Genomic DNA, 18,038 nt, shown 5'->3' with positions numbered 1-18,038 from the left:
GGAGAAAATAATGGCTGATAACAAGCCCACCGACGAAGAATTCTTCGACGACGAATTAGACCAAGATGGACTTTCCGAGCGTCTGGATGACCTCGATGAAGAACTAGCAATTGCCCGCGCTGCTTCGCTGCGCGCAGGCCTGGACGACTATGACCTCGACGAGGAAGACTTCGAGCTCCTCGACACCGTCACCGAAGACCCCGACAAGATCACCTACCTGCCTGCACTTCCCGTGCTGGCCGTGGTGGGACGCCCTAACGTGGGTAAGTCTGCACTGGTCAACCGTATTATCGGTCGCCGTGAAGCCGTCGTGGAAGACACCCCAGGTGTGACCCGCGACCGCGTCAACTACAAGGCAGAGTGGATGGAACGTCAGTTCACCCTCGTCGACACCGGTGGCTGGGAACCAGATGCCAAGGGCATCAACGCATCCGTTGCCGCCCAGGCCGAGGTCGCAATCGACCTCGCTGATGCTGTTCTTTTCGTCGTCGACGGCAACGTCGGTGCTACCGCAACAGACGAGCACGTTGTCAAACTTCTGCGCAAGACCAAGAAGCCTGTCTACCTGCTGGCAAATAAGGTTGATGACGCACGCCAAGAGCCCAACATCGCCACCTTGTGGTCTCTGGGCCTGGGTGAGCCCTACCCCGTCTCTGCACTCCACGGCCGAGGTGTTGCCGATCTTCTTGACCTCGTTATTCCGAAGCTTCCAGAAGTTTCTGCCGTAGCAAAGCAGGAAGTTGGCGGTCCTCGCCGCGTTGCAATCCTCGGACGCCCCAACGTAGGTAAGTCTTCGCTGCTCAACAAGGCTGCTGGTGAAGAGCGCGTGGTCGTCAATGACCTCGCTGGAACCACTCGTGACCCCGTTGATGAGCAGGTAGAGATTGCTGGCAAGGTGTGGCGCTTCGTCGACACCGCCGGTATTCGTCGCCGCGTTCACCTTCAGCAGGGCGCTGACTTCTATGCAACCCTGCGCACCAGCGCTGCTTTGGAAAAGGCAGAAGTTGCAGTCGTCATGATTGACGTCACCGAGCCCATCTCGGAGCAGGACGTGCGCATCATTGACTTGGTCCTCGAGTCTGGTCGTGCACTGGTCCTTGCTTTCAATAAGTGGGACATGCTCGACGATGACCGTCGTCGTTACCTCGAGCGTGAAATCGAACAGGACCTGGCACATGTTGCCTGGGCTCCTCGTGTGAACATCTCTGCTCGTACCGGTCGCCACATGGAGAAGCTGGTACCAGCCCTCGAGCGTGCGCTTGAGTCATGGGATACCCGTATTCCTACCGGTAAGTTCAACGCCTTCTTGGCTGAGCTCACCGCGGCACATCCCCACCCTCTTCGTGGTGGAAAGCAGCCTCGTATTCTCTTCGGAACGCAGTCCTCGACTCGTCCACCTACTTTCGTGCTCTTCACCACAGGCTTCCTGGATCCCGGCTACCGCCGTTACATCCAGCGTCGTCTGCGTGAGATCTACGGCTTCGAAGGTTCACCCATCAACGTCAACATGCGCGTGCGCGAAAAGCGTAAGCGATAACCTTCACTCATGGGTAACGTCCCGCCACACCTGCCACCGCCACACTTACGTGACCCCGGTGACGCGTGGGCGGTGGGACCGGACGGTCAGAAGTTCTGGGGTGCTTTTGGTGCTGCTGGGCTTCTTGTCTGGCACAGAGAAGCAGGTATCTTGCTGCAACACCGTGCCGAGTGGTCACACCACGGCGGAACGTGGGGGATACCTGGCGGAGCCATCCGCCAGGGTGAAGATGCCATTTCAGGTGCCTTACGTGAAGCCAATGAAGAAGCAGGTGTTCCTGCAGAATCGGTGACAGTTCTCTTCACGGAAGTTCTGGATCTCGACTTCTGGAGTTACACCACCGTCGTGGTTGAATCCTCTGATGTGTTTGAACCCGTCATGGGAGATAGCGAGAGCGAAGCTCTCGCGTGGATTGCACTTGATCTGGTGGAATCCTTTGATCTCCACCCCGGCTTTGGTAAGTCGTGGCCAGCGCTCAAGCTCAAGCTTGAAGATTTAGCGAACTAGATCAGCATCACAATCTAGAGTTGACTCATGGCAACTTCCCGCGGATTTGATCGAGTCGTCAACTTCTCTGACGCTGTCGTGGCAATTGCCATCACCATTCTGGTTCTGCCCCTTGTTGACGAAGCCAGCAGTATTGGCCACGGCGATGTGAATCACTTCCTAGCGGGTATTGGTGCACAGGTTTACGTTTTTGTGTTGAGCTTTGCGGTCATTGCTTACTACTGGTTCCTGCACCACACCTTCTTTGAACAGCTTCAGCAGGTAGACAGGCGCATCATGCTCCTGAATACCCTGTGGTTATTTGGCATCGTCTTCATTCCGTTTCCCACCGCATTGATCGTGGACTCGAATGGCCCAGCAGGCTGGGCAACGACCATCTATATGGGAACCATGTTGTTTTTGGCCATTATTCAGTTCGCAATGAAGGTTTACATTCAGAAGCACAAAGATCTGTTGACCCCGGGCACGTCATATATTCGCGGCTACATCGGTTCTCAGATCATCGTTGTTCTGTTGGTGATCGCAATTGTTATTGCCACGGTGTTCCCAAATATCGGTCTATGGGCACTGATGTTGCTCTGGACGACTCCTGTGTTTGTGAAGCCGGTAAAGAAGTTCCAACGTTCTGCATAGGACGTGCACACGCACCTCTTTAGAACCGATAAGATTAGTAAGTTGTCTTCGTGAGAAATCACAAAGATTACGGGCTGTGGCGCAGCTTGGTAGCGCACTTGACTGGGGGTCAAGGGGTCGCAGGTTCAAATCCTGTCAGCCCGACCATTTGGAAAGCGGCGGTCTTATGGCCGTCGCTTTACTGCTTAACGCGTCTGAGTCAAGTGAAAGCTCAGCGTTAGACTCAACCAGTGACTGAAACCAAGCGCCGCTTCGTCGACCTGACGCCGCTCAAGGTTTCACCCGCTTTCGCCAGGCTCTGGATTGGTGCTGGTCTTTCTGGCATTGGTGCCCAAATGACCATCATGGCTGTGGGGCTTCAGATTTTCGACATCACTCACAACACCTTCATGGTGGGACTAGTTGGCGGAATTGCACTTATTCCCATGCTCTTTGCCGGGCCATGGGGTGGCATGCTTGCTGACAGTCAAGATCGTCGAACTGTCATTCTTGGTGCGATCACCGTCTCATTCATCTCAACTTTGGGTCTTGTTGCTCTCTCAATAACAGACGCCGGTCTTGAGGCTAATGGCTCCAGCGTTGCCGTGTGGCCGTTCTATGTCTTCACCACGATTAGCGCCATGGCCTACATCATCTCTGGTGCTGCACGCATGGCTGTCTATCCGCGCATTCTCAAGTTGGAAGATGTCCCCAAAGCCAATGCGCTCAGTGGAATTTCAATGGGTATTCAATACACCGTTGGTCCCGCGCTGGCTGGAGTCCTAGTGGCAACTTCCGGCTTCACGGTGACATTTGTTGTGGACATGGTGCTCATGCTTGCCGGCTTCTTTGGTGTCTTTACCCTGCCCAAGATCCCACCTCTTCACGACGCCGTTGCCAAAGGCTGGGATGGCATCAAGCAGGGCTTGGCGTTCCTTCGCACTGCTCCCAACATTCGCACCAGCTTCCTCTTTGACATCATTGCCATGGGCTTAGGTCGTCCCTATGCCGTGCTTCCTGCTGTGGCGGCCACCGTCATCGGCGGCGGCCCCACCACAGTGGGCATCTTGACCGCAGCTGCTGCGGTGGGAACTTTCTCCACCAGTGTGCTCAGTGGTCCCGTGGCGCGGATCAACCGTTTCGGTCTCGCTATTGGCCGCGCCATCACTGTCTATGGTGCCTTCATTGCACTTTTCGGTGTGGTGGTACTCGCTGGAATGCTGGGCGCCTTTGGCAAGGTGGGGAACACCTGGTCTGAAGTCAGTGTTCTTGGTTTGAGCTTGGCTGCGTTCTGTTTCGTGGGCATGGGTGCTTCTGACGAGGTTTCTGCCATCTTCCGCTCCACCATCTTGATGACGGCAGCTCCTGATGAGATGCGTGGACGTTTGCAAGGTGTGTTCTACTCGGTCGTTGCCGGCGGACCACGTCTGGGCGATCTCTTTACGGGGCTCATGGCTGTATCTATTGCTTTGTGGGCACCAGCTCTCATCGGTGGACTGGGCATCATGGTAATGATTACTGTTCTACTCAGGACCAACAAGAGATTTAGAAACTATGACAACCGGACCCCTGAGCTCTAGGCAACTGGCGAACATGCAGCGCTTGTTCGCAACGCCTTTTGCGGATATCTATCCGCTGTATGTCACCAAAGTTCAGAGAAAAAACCGCTCTGAGTCTGAGCTTCGCACAGTCTTGTCATGGTTGACCGGACTTGATGGCAGACAGCTCGATCTAGCGATTTCATCGGGGGAGTCTCTTCAAGAATTCTTTGAACGTGTACACGTACATCCCAACTCTGTCCTGATAACAGGAATGGTCTGTGGTGTTAAAGTGCAGGACGTGGAAGACCCGCTCATGCGCAACATTCGCTATATGGACAAACTTGTTGACGAATTGGCGCAGGGCAAGGCTTTAGAGAACATTCTCAGATAACACTTTTAGCTCTTAGTGCATTTGATTGTGTCGTTTTTGTCAATTTCGGCATAGTCTGAATGGTGAACATTAGACAGATAGTCCAACTTCATCTGTCTCGTTGAACAAGGAGCATTTCATGGCTGTTGATCTCATTATCAAGGCGTCTTCCATTATTACCATGGACCCAGACAACCCCCGAGTTGAGGCAGTTGCTGTTGACTCTTCGACAGGCTTGATTTCAGCGGTTGGGTCATATTCTGAACTTCAAGAAGCACATTCTGATGCGCAGGTTCATGATTTAGGAAAGACAGTGCTGACGCCTGGACTTATTGATCCTCACAGCCACCCTGCGCTGAGCGGTTTGAGCACCCAATCTCCTGCTCACTGGATTGCTCCATACGTTGGATTCCCAACTTTTGATGACGTCACCGCTTATTTCACCAAGGTGAACGCAGAAACCCCGGCAGGTGTCCCTGTTGCGTTTAACGGTCTAGATCGAATTCTCCACAATGCGCCAGAACTCACCAACACGATCTTGGATCAGTATTTCCCAGACCGTGCAGTCATTGTGATTGATAACTCCGGTCACGAGGTCTACTTCAACACGGCAAACATCAAACTTCTTGGTTGGGAAGACGGAAAGCCTCCTGCGGATCCTGTAGGTGCCCGCTATGGAAGAAACGAAGACGGTACTTCCAACGGACGTGCTTATGAATCTGCGGCTCTTCTCGTTGCAGCATCGAAGGTGCTGGCATCGTTAGCTACCCATCCACTTGCTCCTATCGCTCAGTGGTACAAACTCATGGCGACAAATGGAATTACCTCAACATCTGAGCACACCTATGCTTCCAACCAATTCAAGGCTTACGTAGCAATGGCAATGGCACCAGACAGCCCATTGCGTATATCGCTGTATCACATGTCAATTGAGCCAGATTGCGCTGATCCCATTGCTATCCCCGTTCCAGATACAAAGTTGAAGAAACAGGGCATCAAGTTGTGGGCAGATGGCTCCCCTTGGGTAGGAACCATTGCGGCATCTTTCCCTTATCTCGATAACGACACCACTAAGAACGCCAATATTCCTTTGGGCCCAGGTGGTGAAGGAATGATGAACTACAACCGTGCCCAGCTCGATGAAATTCTGGACAAGTTGACACCTACTGGCTACCAGATGGCATTCCACTGCAATGGTGATGTGGGTATGGACATAGTTCTAGACGCCTACGAACATGCACTGAGCAAGCACGGTTTGATGGGAACTGACCACCGTTGGCGAATTGAACACCTTGGTGCGTGCCGCAAAGATCAGTTCGAACGTGCTGCACGCCTCGGTGTGTGTTTATCGATGAGCCCATTCCAGTTCATTTATTGGGGCGATCTTCTTGATGGCACCATGTTCGAAAGTTCAATCGGTTCAGAGTGGCAGGCAGTGGGAGATGCGTTCAAGTCAGGCGCTTCAGTCACCTTCCACAACGATGGTTCAGTGAGCCCACCCATTCCTCTGCTGAACTGGCAGGCAATGGTCACTCGCCAGACTGCCTCAGGAAAAGTACATGGTGAAAACCAGGCAATCAGCTTGGAAGACGCCATGAAAGCTCACACCGTCAACGCAGCTTTCCAGCTTGGGCGGGACCACGAAGTCGGTTCAATTACTCCAGGTAAGCTAGCTGATTTCTGCGAACTGTCGACTGATCCTTTCCTTGTTGATCCTCACAAATTGACTGATTTAGTCAAGGTTGAAGGCACTTGGCTCAGTGGAAAGCGTATAGATCTTGATGCATTCCTTGCACAAGTAGAGGCAATGGATCCTTCGGAACACAAAGATCTCCCTGCTCAAGCACATGCTTCGAAGAAGTGTTGTTGAGAGCCTAGGTCTATCCGCACATGGGAACTGTTGACACCGCTGCAAAGTCTCCACCTGTACTTCTTCCTCTGATATACCTGGGTTTGCTCGCTTCAATTCAGGGAGCTGATCCAAACATTGCTTCAACTGCGTTGTTATCAGCCGGCAAGGATTTACAATTTGGCAACTTAACAGCTCTTGCCGCGTCAGTGAGCACCTTAACTCTTGCCGCCTCGGTGATTACCACGGGTATGCTCGCAGACCGCTTGGGACGTAAAAAAGTCATTATTTTCGCCATGCTATTAGCGGTTGTTGGTGATGGACTTGTCTCCATTTCTCAAGACCCCATCATGTTTATTTTGGGTAGAGCGATTGCTGGTGTCGCACTTGGTGCTGTGTACGGATCAGCATTTGCTTATGTCAAATATTTTGGGGAAAAAGCAAAGGGTGGCATCTCTGCAGCCCTTGGCACGTTCTCTGCCTCAATTGGCTTATTTACGCTGCTAGTAACCTTTGCAGGCTCTACTCTCGTCGGAGTTGGGTGGCGTGAGGCATTCCTCGTCATCCCTGCTCTCAGCATTTTTTCTTTGTTGCTGGGATTCTTTATCCTCCCCAAGGACGTTGTTGTTCACACTGAACAACCTTGGGACGCTCTCGGCCAGGTACTCCTCGGTTTAGCAGTTGTGTTGAGCCTTTATGGCATCTCCCATGCGGCTAACGGATTGTTTACTGCGCTGACGATTGTTCCTTTTGTATCCGGTGTGGTTTTGTTCGTCATTTTTTATCTCAGAGAGCGCTCACGTTCAGAGCTTCGATTCTTCCCAGTTGCTCTTCTCAAAAACCCCTTGTTCCTTGCCGCAATAGGTGTGGGTTTTCTCTACAACTTCTCAACCGGGTTGGGATTGATCTCTTTTAGCAACCTGTTCCAGTACCAGCTCGACCTCAAAGGTCTGAGTCTGTCACTTTCGCAGCTTCCATATTTGCTCCTCGCGATTCCTACTGCACTCACAATTGGTGCTCTGATTAGCAAGAAGATTCTTACTCGACAAATGTCTGCGTTGATTGGCGCATTCATTGCATCAGTTGGTGGAATATTGTTTGCGATTACCGCACTTAGTTCCCCCAAATCGGTGAGCGATTATCTTCCTGCTTTGATTGTTTTGGGAATTGGTGCTGCGGTTCCCGCAGTGGCTTACGGCGGAATGATTCTTGAGGAAGCTGACGAGAAACATTATGGAGTTGTCTCATCTTCTCGAACAACAATTGGTCAATTTTGGTACTCCTTAGGATTAGCTTCCTCGACAGTAGTGATTGACACAATTGCAAAGGCTCACGTTCTCAACAAGCTCGGATCTACTGCTGAGTCTCAGTTGGACGCCTGGTCAGCATCAGGTGCAAAGCCAACCGATACTTCGGTTTTTCCCACAGCAGTTGAGGGATTCACTCAAGGTTTTGCCGTTTTGATGATTGCTTACGCTGTCATCATGGTTGTGGTCGGTTTTGTCGTTCTCTTCTTGGGAAACAAGTCAGACAAGCAGAAGGCCGCTGCCGCGTCGTAACAATCGGGTGGATTCGTTTCATCAACAAGGCCTCTGGATTCTCGGAGGCCTTCTTGTTGCTGAGATGTGTGCGTAACAAAGTGCTTTGATACTGACTTATTTGTTCGTTTTTCTTCACAAAGCGACGTAACAATTCAGAAGTGATTACCGTTACAGACACCGGAAGAAAACTTCCGGATTTCTTCTGATCTTTTCGAGGTAAAGAATCATGTCTGTTCTGAACGAAGTACTTGCAGCCAACGAAGCATATGCTGCAGATTTTGGTGCGAAGGGTGAGCTAGCTCTTCCTCCTGCACGTGGCTTTGCCATCCTTACCTGCATGGATGCTCGTCTTGACCCTGCAAAGTATGCAGGTTTGAGCGAAGGTGACGCACACGTTATTCGTAATGCTGGTGGTCGTGCTTCTGATGACGCGATCCGTTCACTTGTTATCTCCTACAAGCTCCTCGGCACCAAGGAATGGTTTGTCATTCACCACTCCAACTGCGGCATGGAATTCTTCACCGATGAGGTCATTCGTGGTCTTCTGGCAAACAGCCTCGAGACTGCTGCTCTCGGTGTTGAAGGTTTCTACGACGTAGGAACCGGTCCAGGCTCTGCCGAGGCAAAGTACATTGACTGGTTGACCATCTCTGACCAGGCACAGTCCGTGACCGAGGATGTTGCTCGCATCAAGGCACACCCCTTGGTTCCCGCCGGCATTCCTGTCTATGGTTACATCTATGACGTTGTCACCGGGCGCCTCATCGAGGTTCCCACCGCTACTGCTGCAGGTAAGGCAGCGTAGTTCTCTTCGTTACACAAGTAAGACCGCCCCTTGTCGGTAAGGGGCGGTCTTTTGTTTGTTGTGGAGATGGATATCGTTAAGTCATGACTTATGAGCGCACTCTTATCTCTTCTGGATCTGTCTATGAGCCTGTTGTTGGCTACTCACGTGCAGTACGCGCAGGAGACTTCGTCTTCATTGCGGGCACAACTGCTGGTGCTCCAGAAGGTGCAATCGGTGGTTCTGACCCCGCAGCGCAGACTCGTGAGATCTTCAAGCGTCTCGCTTTAGCCCTCGAGCAAGCCGGCGCCACCTTTGGTGACGTTGTTCGCACACGCATTTACCTCACCAACATCGCTGACTTCGATGCAGTCGGCAAGGTTCATGGTGAATTTTTTGGCGAGATTCGTCCGGCAGCAACTGCAGTTGAGGTCTCAGCACTCGCTGCACCTGACATGCTTGTTGAAATTGACGTCGACGCCATCATCGGTTCTGCTTCAAAGTAACAACATCGGTTAGGTTGAGTACATGGCTGACCAACCTGAACTTCTTGCCGATGTTGCCGAGTTAGAAACTCAACTCGCAGAATTACGCTTTGAATCGTTAAGCCACGAAGATGCTCTGGCTTTAGGGATGGATTTGGCTGCTCGTGCAGAAGAGCGAAACTGGCCATTGGCCGTCTCGGTATTTCTTGGTGACCAACATGTCTTTCGCTATGCCTGCCCAGGAACTAGCTCAGAGAATGATGACTGGATCGAACGCAAGCGCAAAACCGTCTATAAGTTCCAGGAGCCTTCGTTTCTTGTGGGTCAGCGTTTGATTTCGCAGGGGAAACATTTTCACACTGAAACAGGCCTCGATCAATCTTTTGCCGCACATGGAGGCGGTTTCCCGCTCTTCGTGGGAGATGAGTTCGTGGGTGCTGTCATTGCGAGTGGAGTTCCACAACAAGACGATCACGCCATCGTGGTGGAGGCACTTCGCGCAGCCCTCGACGGAGAGTAATCCATGCTGGATTACTCCGTTCTTCCTGCGTTCCTTATTTCAGCACTGGTGATTATTCTCTCTCCCGGTGCTGACACGTTCCTCATGTTGCGTTCGACTCTGCGCGGGGGCATGCGAGACGGCTTTCTCACCATGCTGGGTATTTATGCCGGCATAACAACCTTGTCAGCGCTGTTGATCTCTGGTGTTGGTTTGTTGATTGCTCGGGCACCTGGAGCTTTGTTTTGGCTCAAAATTGTGGGCGCACTGTATTTGCTCTACTTAGCTGTGCAATCCCTTCGCGCTGGCATCAAACTCGTTGCGTTGAACCGTTCTGGAGATGTTAATCAGGTAGATATTAATGCTGCTGGACCCAAGCGCAAGGCTGGGCCATTTGTTTTGGGTTATCTCACAAACGTGACCAATCCCAAAGTGTTAATCTTCTTCCTGGCGTTCTTCCCACAGTTTCTAGGCACGGCACCAAGTGCAGCACTCCAGCTCACATTCCTCTGTCTTGTCTTTGTTCTTGTTTCAGCAGTGTGGCTCATCACCATCGTGTTCACGGCCTCAGCAATGAGAAAGGTGATGACCACCACCGGTTTCACAATTGCCATGGAATTTGTCGTGGCTGGAGTGTTCGCAGTGCTGGCCATCACCTTGCTGGTGTCTGGCTTGAGTGTGCACTAGGCACACAAAGGTTTAGGCCTCTTTGTAGTTAGCTTTTGCAGTTGCCTTATCTTTCTTGTCGGCACGCTTCTCTTTGAGCGACTTGGCAGGAGCGGTCTTGCCGCTGCTTTTCTTGATGTTTTTCTCGGCCATGGTCTTTCCCTTCGTAGGGAGCCAAAATGGCTCTTGGGCTGAGCCTACGCCTCAAGTCTGGATGCAAGCCGAACGCGCTCAAGACACCTAGGCTGAATTCCGTGAACTTTCTTTCCCGCAATAAGGCAGACATTCTGCTCTTGGGCGTTGCGGCGGTCTGGGGAAGTAGTTATCTAGCCACCAAGGTTCTCACTGAACACGGCAGTGTCTTTGCCATTCTCTCTGCCAGGTTTTTGATTGCATCTGTGATCATGCTCGTCGTGTGGTTGTTTACGTCGAACAAGAGACTTGATCGTCGTGGCTTTCTCATTGGAGTCTTCTTTGGGCTGACCCAGGCAGGAATCCTGAGCCTCGAGACGTGGGGTGTGAAGCTCACTAGCGCCACCAATGCGGGCCTGATTATCAGCATGACTATTGTGTTCACCCCGATTCTGGAATCGCTTTGGCTTAAGAAGTGGTTGCCGAGAAGCTATTTCATCGCTGCCACGGTTGCTGTGGTGGGTGTGCTGTTGCTTGTCTCAGGCAACGGGTTCCACACTCCCAACTGGGGTGATGCACTCATGCTGGGAGCTGCGATTGTGCGCAGCATTCACGTCACTGCGTTAGGGCAACTCACTACCGGTTTTAGTTACAGCTCCGTCAGTGTGACCTTTGTGCAAACGGTGGTGTGTGCTGTGGTGTTTACTGCCGCCGATGTGCCAGGTGTTATTGCTAGTTACTCCACCTTCACGGCACTTGATTGGCTTGATCTTTTCTACCTAGCCGCGGCCTGCACCGTTTTTGCCTTCCTGGTTCAGCTATGGGCAGTGCGCAAGACCTCTGCAGCACGCGTGAGTTTGCTCCTAGGAACAGAACCGATCTGGGCGGTTGTGATTGGTGTGTTCCTGGGTGCTGAGATGCTGGGCTGGCTCGGAGTCCTCGGTGCAGTCTTGATTATTGGTGGAAGCTACCGGGCTCAAGGAATTGAACTCAAGCACCGGGTAGTCCCGTTGCTACCAAACGGTCCTGCTTAGTCGGTTTTAGTGCGGTGAGCGCGCACCGTTGACGAGTAGTGTCTGTCCCGAGACAAAACCCGCTTCTGTGCTGGCAAAGTAAACACATGCCGCACCGATATCTGCTGGCGTTCCAAAGCGTCCAGTGGGAACGGTGGCGAGATATCCATCCAGGACTTCTTGAGGGAGGTCTTTGTGGCGCTCAACCGGGATGAATCCTGGAGCCACATGGTTAACCGTGATGCCGAACGGGGCAAGCTCAGTGGCCATTGATCTGGTCCACCCAATCTGGGCACCCTTGCCGGCGACATAGGCAGAGGAATAGGGCTCACTCTTCTCAAATACCTCTGAGGTGATGTTGATGATGCGACCGAAAGAGTGTTCTTTCATTGCAGGCAATAGAGCAGTTGTTGCAACGTATGGAATTTTCAGAAAAACATCAATCATCTGCTGGTGGTAGTCCCAGTCATAGTCTTCTATGGCCTTGGTGAACTGTGGGGGAGTTGCACACACCACCACGGTGTCGATCCAGTGCCCGCGAGAAGAGGCATCTGTCTGTGCTGCTACATACGCCTCGGGTGTGGTTGCATCCGCGCAAATAACGCTGAGTTGAGCCTCGAGGGCATCAAGTTCCACTCGAAAGGCTGTTTCCTTTTCGGCGTTCGTATCGAGGGCAATGACATTCGCGCCGGCAGTGATGAAGGCAGAACAGATGCCTCGGCCTAATCCGCCGAGGCCGCCAATGACGAGAACAGTGCGACCATCTGCCTGAAACATTTCCATAGTGACAAATGTATATCCCTCAGTTTTCCCCGCACCTGAATTAGGCTGGAATTACTCCCTCCCCGGAAGACGCTGATGTCCCCGGTACAAACTGAATACCCCAGTCGCATGCTCGAGATACGCGTGAGGCATTTTCAACAGTTTCAAGGGAGAACCACTGGTTATGGCACCACACAATGACGCCACCTGGACCGACCGACAAGCAGTTGCTGAACAGCTCATCCCGCTGATCGGTGGTCTGTATCGTGACAACGGCGTTGTCACTTCTATTCACGGTCGTCGCCTCATCAACTCTTCGCCGCTGCAGATCGTCAAAGCACACCGCTATGCCCGTCACGTCGATGGCCAAGAACTCGACATCAATCGCACGCTCGAACTCGTTCAGGCCATTGTCTCGCTGAACCCTGGTCCTGCCTCGATCAATGTTGCAGGTATCCTCGCTGAGCAAGCAGGGTCCGGAAAGACTATTGCTGACTATGCAGCCGAAGTCCTTGCACCGGTTGCGGGCAAAGGTCAGCCTGCCACTGCTGACGATGCCAAAGATGTTGTGCTTTATGGTTTTGGACGCATTGGTCGACTCTTGGCACGTATTCTTCTCGGCAATGCCGAGAATGGTCGCGGCCCAGTTCTTAAAGCAATCGTGGTGCGCAAGGGTGATGACAAAGACCTCACCAAACGAGCCAGTTTGCTCCGCCGCGATTCAGTGCATGGCCCCTTCAATGGCACCATCACCATTGATGAGGATAAGAACCTCATCATTGCTAATGGCAAGCCCATCCAAGTCATTTACTCCTCTGACCCCACCACCGTGGACTACACCGCGTATGGCATCTCTGATGCGATTTTGGTGGACAACACAGGCCGCTGGCGCGACGAGCCAGGACTGGCTCAGCACCTCGAAGCCAAGGGCATCTCCCGTGTTGTCTTAACTGCACCGGGTAAGAGTCCACTTAAGAACGTGGTTTATGGAATCAACCACGACACCATTACCCCTGATGACAAGATCATCACGGCAGCGTCCTGCACCACAAACGCCATCACTCCTGTGCTCAAGGTCATCAATGATGAATACGGTGTGGGATACGGTCACGTTGAGACAGTGCACTCGTACACCAACGACCAAAACTTGATTGATAACTTCCACAAGGGCGACCGTCGGGGACGCTCAGCTGCCATGAACATGGTCATCACCGAAACCGGTGCCGCGAAAGCAGTTGCGAAGGCACTTCCCGAGCTTGTAGGAAAGCTGTCCGGTAATGCCATTCGCGTTCCCACTCCAGATGTCTCCATGGCCATCTTGAACCTGACCCTGAAGAAGGCCGTTGATCGCGACACCGTGAACAAAGTACTTCGCGATGCGTCACTGAAGTCCAATCTGCGTAACCAGATTGACTACATCGAATCTCCTGAGGTTGTCTCTACCGACTTCGTCGGTTCCAACCGTGCGGGAATCGTGGATGGCCTGGCCACCATTGCCAACGGAAAGAACATCATTCTCTATGTCTGGTACGACAACGAGTATGGCTACAGCCACCAGGTTGTGCGAGTGATTCAAGAACTTGCTGGACTTCACCCACCCAAGTTCCCTTCTCGCTAGTCTGAGAGCTATGAAAACAACACCCCACGCGAGTTATGGCGGGGGTGTTGTTGCGTTACTGCTTGCTTGCACGTTCTGGGGCACTACCGGTATGGCTGCCAGTTTCATTCCGGGCATCAATCCCATTGCTATTGGTGCGAGCACCATGGGTATTGGTGGACTCATTCTGGGTCTCACAGCATTGCCTGGGGTGTGGCTGACCTGGAAGAACATTGGCGCTATTCCACTTGTGCTTCTAGGGGCACTGGGCCTGGCTGTTTACAGCACCGTTTTTTACATCGGAATGAGCTGGGCAGGTGTTGCACTCGGTAACGTCATTGCTTTGGGTTCTGCGCCCCTGTTTGCCGGACTCATTGAATGGGTCGTTGATAAGCAGCGTCCTAGTGGCCGCTGGTTGATTGCCACCGCCATCACGGTTGCCGGTGGCACCATGTTGGTCTCCGGTCGAAACTTCGGTGAAGACGGCGGTGGCATTGTTCGAGATCAGAACATGGTGACGCTCGGTATTGCTCTCGCGCTTATTGCCGGCTTCGCATATGCCCTCTATACCTATATGGCGAACAAGCTCATGAAACCCAGTGCTGACCGCCCGCAAGGTATTGGTCATCGCCCAGTTATCTCCACAATCCAACTCGTTTCCGCCGTGCCACTCATTGTGGTGTTGATCGCGTTGGTCATTGCCGATCCAGGCCAATTTGCCAACCAGCCCTTAGCTATTCCCGTGATGGCATATCTTGTTCTTTTTCCCACAGCAGTGGGGCATTTGCTTCTTGCTGTGGGCTTAGGGGCAATGCCCGCGTCACGTGCAGCTGTCTACACGCTCTTTGAACCTGTAGTTGCTGTCGTAATGGCTGTGTTGGTGGTGGGAGAAGTTATTTCCCCCATCGGTTGGATTGGTTTAGCTGTCGTCTTGGCTGGTCTTTTCACGCTCACTACTGAGGTGCGCTCTCGATGAGATGGCTCATGGCTGACCAACTTGGTCCCCATTTCGATGACGGCGGAGAGATTCTCCTCATTGAGGCTAAAGGGGTGCTTGCCAGACGTCCCTACCACTGGGCTAAAGCCCATTTGATTCTCAGTGCACTGCGCCACCGTCACGCAGAGCTCGGTTCCCGTGCTAGCTATGTAACTGCAGAGCACTACCGAGATGTCTTGATTCCTCTCCAAGCTCAAGGCATTCAGTTAGAGATGGTGAACCCCACTAGCTGGGGGAGTCGGGCACTCGTTGCTGAGCTCGGGATATCAACTGTTCCAAGTCGAGGATTTGTGAGCAGTGAAGAATTCTTTGGCAACTGGGTTGCAGACAAAAAGCCTGGAACACTCAAGCTAGAGAACTTCTATCGCCACTGGCGAGATTCCACCGGAATATTGATGGAGGGCCCACAGCCTGCCGGTGGTCAATATAACTATGACCACGACAACAGGCAGCCACCACCCAAGGGTGCAATGAATCTTGGTCTGCCGGCGCCGTGGGCACCTGTTGAAGACGAGATTGATGCACAGGTTCGTGCTGATCTGACGGCGTGGAGTGAAGCTGGAGAGATCACTCTGCTGGGACGCGATGGTCCCAGGCGCTTCGCTGCCACGAGATCTGAGGCTCTTGAAGCTCTTGCTGAATTCGTCGAAACAAGGCTGATGGACTTCGGTCCCTTTGAAGATGCCAGCTTGCAGGGCGACGACGTGATGGCACATTCGATGCTGAGTGTTCCGATGAACCTTGGGTTATTGCACCCGCAAGAAGTCATTGATGCCTGTGTTGCAGCTTATGAACGTGGTGATGCCCCGCTTGGAAGTGTCGAAGCAATTGTTCGTCAGATTGCTGGATGGCGTGACTGGGTGTGGCATTTGTATTGGCACTTGGGTGAAGACTACGCCGAGAGCAACAACTTCCTCGAAGCCAACGTTGATCTGCCTGACCAGTTCTGGAAACTCGATGGTGAAGGCGTGGATGCGGCATGCCTGAAGCATGTGCTCACTGCTGTGGGGGACAGTGGTTATGCCCACCACATTCAACGCCTCATGATCTTGGGAAACTGGTCGCTTCAGCGAGGCTATAACCCTCAGCAACTCAACAACTGGTTCATTGATGCTTTCGTTGATGGGACACCTTGGGTAATGCCTGCCAATGTGATTGGGATGAGTCAACACGCAGATGGCGGACTCGTAGCCACAAAGCCCTATTCCTCAGGTGGTGCCTACATCAATTCGATGTCTGACTTCTGCAAAGGATGCCCCTTCAATCCCAAGATTCGACTGGGAGAGGATGCCTGCCCTTTTACGGCTGGGTATTGGGCTTTCTTGAACCGGGTTGAACCCAAGATTAGGACGAATCACCGCATGGCCCAGCCGTATGCGGGTATGCGGAAGTTGGTTGATTTAGTAGCAGTTGTTGAACAAGAACGTTCTCGCGTCAACTGGTAAACATTCATTGTTCCCTGTGGTTTACTAGACCTTCGTTTTAGCTGTTGATGCGTCATTTTCACTTAGACTCCATATGTGAAATCCCCTCATCTGGTTCCCCTCGTATTAGCTATATTTTTGGGAATCGTCGGTTCGATTTCCGGCGTTACTTCGGCGAGTGCCAACGGATGTATAAATCCCGCAGCAGGAACAATTTCTGATCCATACTTGATTCAAACGCCTGCGAATTTGAGTTGTTTAGTCAATAACGACTCTTATTACTGGGGTGCGGGTAAGTATTTCAAGCAAACTGCTGACCTCGACATGGCTCAGTATCCCTGGACAACGGGCATCGGGACTGCTGGATTTACTTTTGAAGGTTCTTTTGACGGTCAGGGTTTTTCGATCAGCAATCTTGCTATCACAAGCTCTAGCGGTGACTCCCTCGGATTATTTGGAAAAGTCGGTTCGGCAACGGTGATTTCAGATGTTCACCTAACCAACGCAAGCGTGACTGTTACAGGATCTGGAATCGCACAACGAGTCGGTCTACTGGTTGGTTTCTCTCCAGGAACGGTCGAAGACTCGTCTGCAGAGGGAACCATTTCCATAACGCGTGCTGGGAATGTGCATGAAGTAGGTGGATTAGTCGGAAATTCAAACTATGGCAACATCGATAGGTCTACTTCAGACGTGGATATCACTATCACTACAACGAATCCTGGGGTCTCTAATAATGCGTACATTGGCCATACTGGTGGACTCGTAGGGTTTCATGAAGGCCAACCGCTTACGCAGAGTTCAGCAACCGGTTCTATAAATCTCACGTCATATATGTGGATTGAAAACATCGGTGGCTTTGCAGGGAGTATCGCCTCGGCGAACGTATCGAACTCGTATACGACTTCTTCAGTTTCCGTTTCTGCACAATCAGGCTTGTCTGGAATCGGTGGCTTTGCAGGAAAAATTCGTGGAGCCACGATTGAGAAAAGTTTTACTGCGTCAACATTGACCCGCTCAACAGCTTCCGGCGGACAAAACTACATTGGTGGTTTTGTAGGCCAGCTGGACTCAATGCAAAGCAGCACCGTCCGTAATACAACATGGAATTCAGAAACAACGGGACTTACAGGTACTGGCTTCGGAAGCAATACTTCTGGAAATACGATCACTTCGGTAGTTGGAATCACCACAGTCCAAAACAAAACCTTCTCAACATTTGGCGGAACAACACTTCTCAGTAGTGCCTGGGACATCTACAACGGCTTCGAAAGTACGCCAGTCAAAATCTGGGGAATCTGTGGAGGATCAAGTTTCCCGTTCCTCCGGACAGCAACGATTACTAACCCTTGTCCCGTTGCAAGTGTCAATCTTTCCAGTGGAAATGTTCTTGCCGGTGGGACACTGACTCTTTCAGGAACTGGTTACCAATCAAACGAAAACATCAGAATTGAACTTCATTCGAATCCCGTCATCTTGGCAACAGTTCAAGCAAACGGTTCAGGCTCATTCAGTACATCGGTAGTTATTCCATCAAACACTTCAGCCGGATCGCACAACATTGTTGTGTATGCCCTGGGTAGTTCAACATCGACCACAACGATAATTGTTGTAGAAGCTGCTCTGGCAAATACCGGCTATGAGCAGATGCCTTTGATCCTGATTGCAACATTGCTATTGCTGTCTGGATCAGTGCTAGTGATGCGTCGAAAATCTATCTAA

Annotated in this window: 17 protein-coding genes and 1 tRNA gene; 17 read left to right on the top strand and 1 reads right to left on the bottom strand. The window is 52.0% G+C overall.

What is annotated here, in order from left to right; genetic code table 11:
- The first annotated feature begins 10 nt into the window (after positions 1-10).
- From der to AURMO_RS04745, 13 genes are all read left to right on the top strand, one after another.
- Complete coding sequence (gene der / locus AURMO_RS04805; RefSeq protein WP_110233558.1) at positions 11-1,537, top strand: ribosome biogenesis GTPase Der; 1,527 nt, start codon at positions 11-13, stop codon at positions 1,535-1,537.
- Positions 1,538-1,546: 9 nt separating this feature from the next.
- Positions 1,547-2,044 (top strand): NUDIX domain-containing protein, encoded by a 498-nt coding sequence (locus AURMO_RS04800; RefSeq protein ID WP_110233556.1) that lies wholly within the window; start codon positions 1,547-1,549, stop codon positions 2,042-2,044.
- A 27-nt stretch (positions 2,045-2,071) separates the two neighbouring features.
- Positions 2,072-2,677 carry a TMEM175 family protein gene (locus AURMO_RS04795; protein ID WP_110233554.1) on the top strand — a complete coding sequence of 202 codons (606 nt, stop codon included), beginning with the start codon at positions 2,072-2,074 and terminating at the stop codon, positions 2,675-2,677.
- A gap of 70 nt (positions 2,678-2,747) precedes the next feature.
- Positions 2,748-2,824 (top strand) — tRNA-Pro (locus AURMO_RS04790).
- 83 nt (positions 2,825-2,907) lie between these two features.
- Positions 2,908-4,236: an MFS transporter gene (locus AURMO_RS04785; RefSeq protein ID WP_110233552.1), complete on the top strand. Its 1,329-nt coding sequence runs from the start codon at positions 2,908-2,910 to the stop codon at positions 4,234-4,236.
- Positions 4,211-4,588 carry a DUF2200 domain-containing protein gene (locus tag AURMO_RS04780; RefSeq protein ID WP_239406791.1) on the top strand — a complete coding sequence of 126 codons (378 nt, stop codon included), beginning with the start codon at positions 4,211-4,213 and terminating at the stop codon, positions 4,586-4,588. Before AURMO_RS04785 ends, AURMO_RS04780 begins: the two co-directional genes overlap by 26 nt.
- A gap of 118 nt (positions 4,589-4,706) precedes the next feature.
- Positions 4,707-6,437: an amidohydrolase gene (locus tag AURMO_RS04775; protein WP_110233550.1), complete on the top strand. Its 1,731-nt coding sequence runs from the start codon at positions 4,707-4,709 to the stop codon at positions 6,435-6,437.
- A 20-nt stretch (positions 6,438-6,457) separates the two neighbouring features.
- Entirely contained in the window at positions 6,458-7,975 is a 1,518-nt protein-coding gene (locus tag AURMO_RS04770) for an MFS transporter (RefSeq protein WP_110233547.1), read from the top strand.
- 208 nt (positions 7,976-8,183) lie between these two features.
- Entirely contained in the window at positions 8,184-8,762 is a 579-nt protein-coding gene (locus tag AURMO_RS04765; protein ID WP_110233545.1) for a carbonic anhydrase, read from the top strand.
- Positions 8,763-8,845: 83 nt separating this feature from the next.
- Positions 8,846-9,247, top strand: coding sequence for a RidA family protein (locus AURMO_RS04760; RefSeq protein WP_110233543.1), 402 nt, complete (start codon positions 8,846-8,848; stop codon positions 9,245-9,247).
- Between the two features lie 22 nt (positions 9,248-9,269).
- The gene (locus AURMO_RS04755; protein WP_110233541.1) at positions 9,270-9,746 is read left to right on the top strand and encodes a heme-degrading domain-containing protein; all 477 of its coding nucleotides are present in this window, start codon (positions 9,270-9,272) and stop codon (positions 9,744-9,746) included.
- Between the two features lie 3 nt (positions 9,747-9,749).
- The gene (locus AURMO_RS04750) at positions 9,750-10,412 is read left to right on the top strand and encodes a LysE family translocator (protein ID WP_110233539.1); all 663 of its coding nucleotides are present in this window, start codon (positions 9,750-9,752) and stop codon (positions 10,410-10,412) included.
- 233 nt (positions 10,413-10,645) lie between these two features.
- Positions 10,646-11,557: a DMT family transporter gene (locus tag AURMO_RS04745; protein WP_204163589.1), complete on the top strand. Its 912-nt coding sequence runs from the start codon at positions 10,646-10,648 to the stop codon at positions 11,555-11,557.
- A 6-nt stretch (positions 11,558-11,563) separates the two neighbouring features.
- On the opposite strand, the gene AURMO_RS04740 is transcribed toward AURMO_RS04745, so the two are convergent.
- Entirely contained in the window at positions 11,564-12,319 is a 756-nt protein-coding gene (locus AURMO_RS04740) for an SDR family NAD(P)-dependent oxidoreductase (RefSeq protein ID WP_110233534.1), read from the bottom strand.
- A gap of 163 nt (positions 12,320-12,482) precedes the next feature.
- Between AURMO_RS04740 and AURMO_RS04735 the strand changes: the two genes are divergently transcribed.
- The 4 genes from AURMO_RS04735 (at position 12,483) to AURMO_RS08910 (ending at position 18,038) form a co-directional block, all read left to right on the top strand.
- Positions 12,483-13,916: a glyceraldehyde-3-phosphate dehydrogenase gene (locus tag AURMO_RS04735; protein WP_110233532.1), complete on the top strand. Its 1,434-nt coding sequence runs from the start codon at positions 12,483-12,485 to the stop codon at positions 13,914-13,916.
- 10 nt (positions 13,917-13,926) lie between these two features.
- On the top strand, positions 13,927-14,871 hold the full coding sequence (locus tag AURMO_RS04730) for a DMT family transporter (RefSeq protein ID WP_110233530.1): 945 nt from the start codon (positions 13,927-13,929) through the stop codon (positions 14,869-14,871).
- Between the two features lie 8 nt (positions 14,872-14,879).
- A complete protein-coding gene (locus tag AURMO_RS04725; protein ID WP_239406790.1) occupies positions 14,880-16,337 on the top strand; it encodes a cryptochrome/photolyase family protein in 1,458 nt (485 codons plus the stop codon).
- A gap of 75 nt (positions 16,338-16,412) precedes the next feature.
- Positions 16,413-18,038 (top strand): LPXTG cell wall anchor domain-containing protein, encoded by a 1,626-nt coding sequence (locus AURMO_RS08910; RefSeq protein ID WP_162532669.1) that lies wholly within the window; start codon positions 16,413-16,415, stop codon positions 18,036-18,038.

Origin of the sequence: Aurantimicrobium photophilum (assembly GCF_003194085.1) — a bacterium.
Taxonomy (GTDB): domain Bacteria; phylum Actinomycetota; class Actinomycetes; order Actinomycetales; family Microbacteriaceae; genus Aurantimicrobium; species Aurantimicrobium photophilum.
The sequence above is the reverse complement of the archived record's forward strand: the minus strand, read 5'-3'. Positions and strand labels throughout refer to the sequence as shown.

Excerpts from the sequence above, each read along its gene's own strand:
- der (WP_110233558.1), top strand. The coding sequence starts at position 11 with ATGGCTGATAACAAGCCCACCGACGAAGAATTCTTCGACGACGAATTA.
- AURMO_RS04800 (WP_110233556.1), top strand. The coding sequence starts at position 1,547 with ATGGGTAACGTCCCGCCACACCTGCCACCGCCACACTTACGTGACCCC.
- AURMO_RS04795 (WP_110233554.1), top strand. The coding sequence starts at position 2,072 with ATGGCAACTTCCCGCGGATTTGATCGAGTCGTCAACTTCTCTGACGCT.
- AURMO_RS04780 (WP_239406791.1), top strand. The coding sequence starts at position 4,211 with ATGACAACCGGACCCCTGAGCTCTAGGCAACTGGCGAACATGCAGCGC.
- AURMO_RS04775 (WP_110233550.1), top strand. The coding sequence starts at position 4,707 with ATGGCTGTTGATCTCATTATCAAGGCGTCTTCCATTATTACCATGGAC.
- AURMO_RS04770 (WP_110233547.1), top strand. The coding sequence starts at position 6,458 with ATGGGAACTGTTGACACCGCTGCAAAGTCTCCACCTGTACTTCTTCCT.
- AURMO_RS04765 (WP_110233545.1), top strand. The coding sequence starts at position 8,184 with ATGTCTGTTCTGAACGAAGTACTTGCAGCCAACGAAGCATATGCTGCA.
- AURMO_RS04760 (WP_110233543.1), top strand. The coding sequence starts at position 8,846 with ATGACTTATGAGCGCACTCTTATCTCTTCTGGATCTGTCTATGAGCCT.
- AURMO_RS04755 (WP_110233541.1), top strand. The coding sequence starts at position 9,270 with ATGGCTGACCAACCTGAACTTCTTGCCGATGTTGCCGAGTTAGAAACT.
- AURMO_RS04750 (WP_110233539.1), top strand. The coding sequence starts at position 9,750 with ATGCTGGATTACTCCGTTCTTCCTGCGTTCCTTATTTCAGCACTGGTG.
- AURMO_RS04740 (WP_110233534.1), bottom strand. The coding sequence starts at position 12,319 with ATGGAAATGTTTCAGGCAGATGGTCGCACTGTTCTCGTCATTGGCGGC.
- AURMO_RS04735 (WP_110233532.1), top strand. The coding sequence starts at position 12,483 with ATGGCACCACACAATGACGCCACCTGGACCGACCGACAAGCAGTTGCT.
- AURMO_RS04730 (WP_110233530.1), top strand. The coding sequence starts at position 13,927 with ATGAAAACAACACCCCACGCGAGTTATGGCGGGGGTGTTGTTGCGTTA.
- AURMO_RS04725 (WP_239406790.1), top strand. The coding sequence starts at position 14,880 with ATGGCTGACCAACTTGGTCCCCATTTCGATGACGGCGGAGAGATTCTC.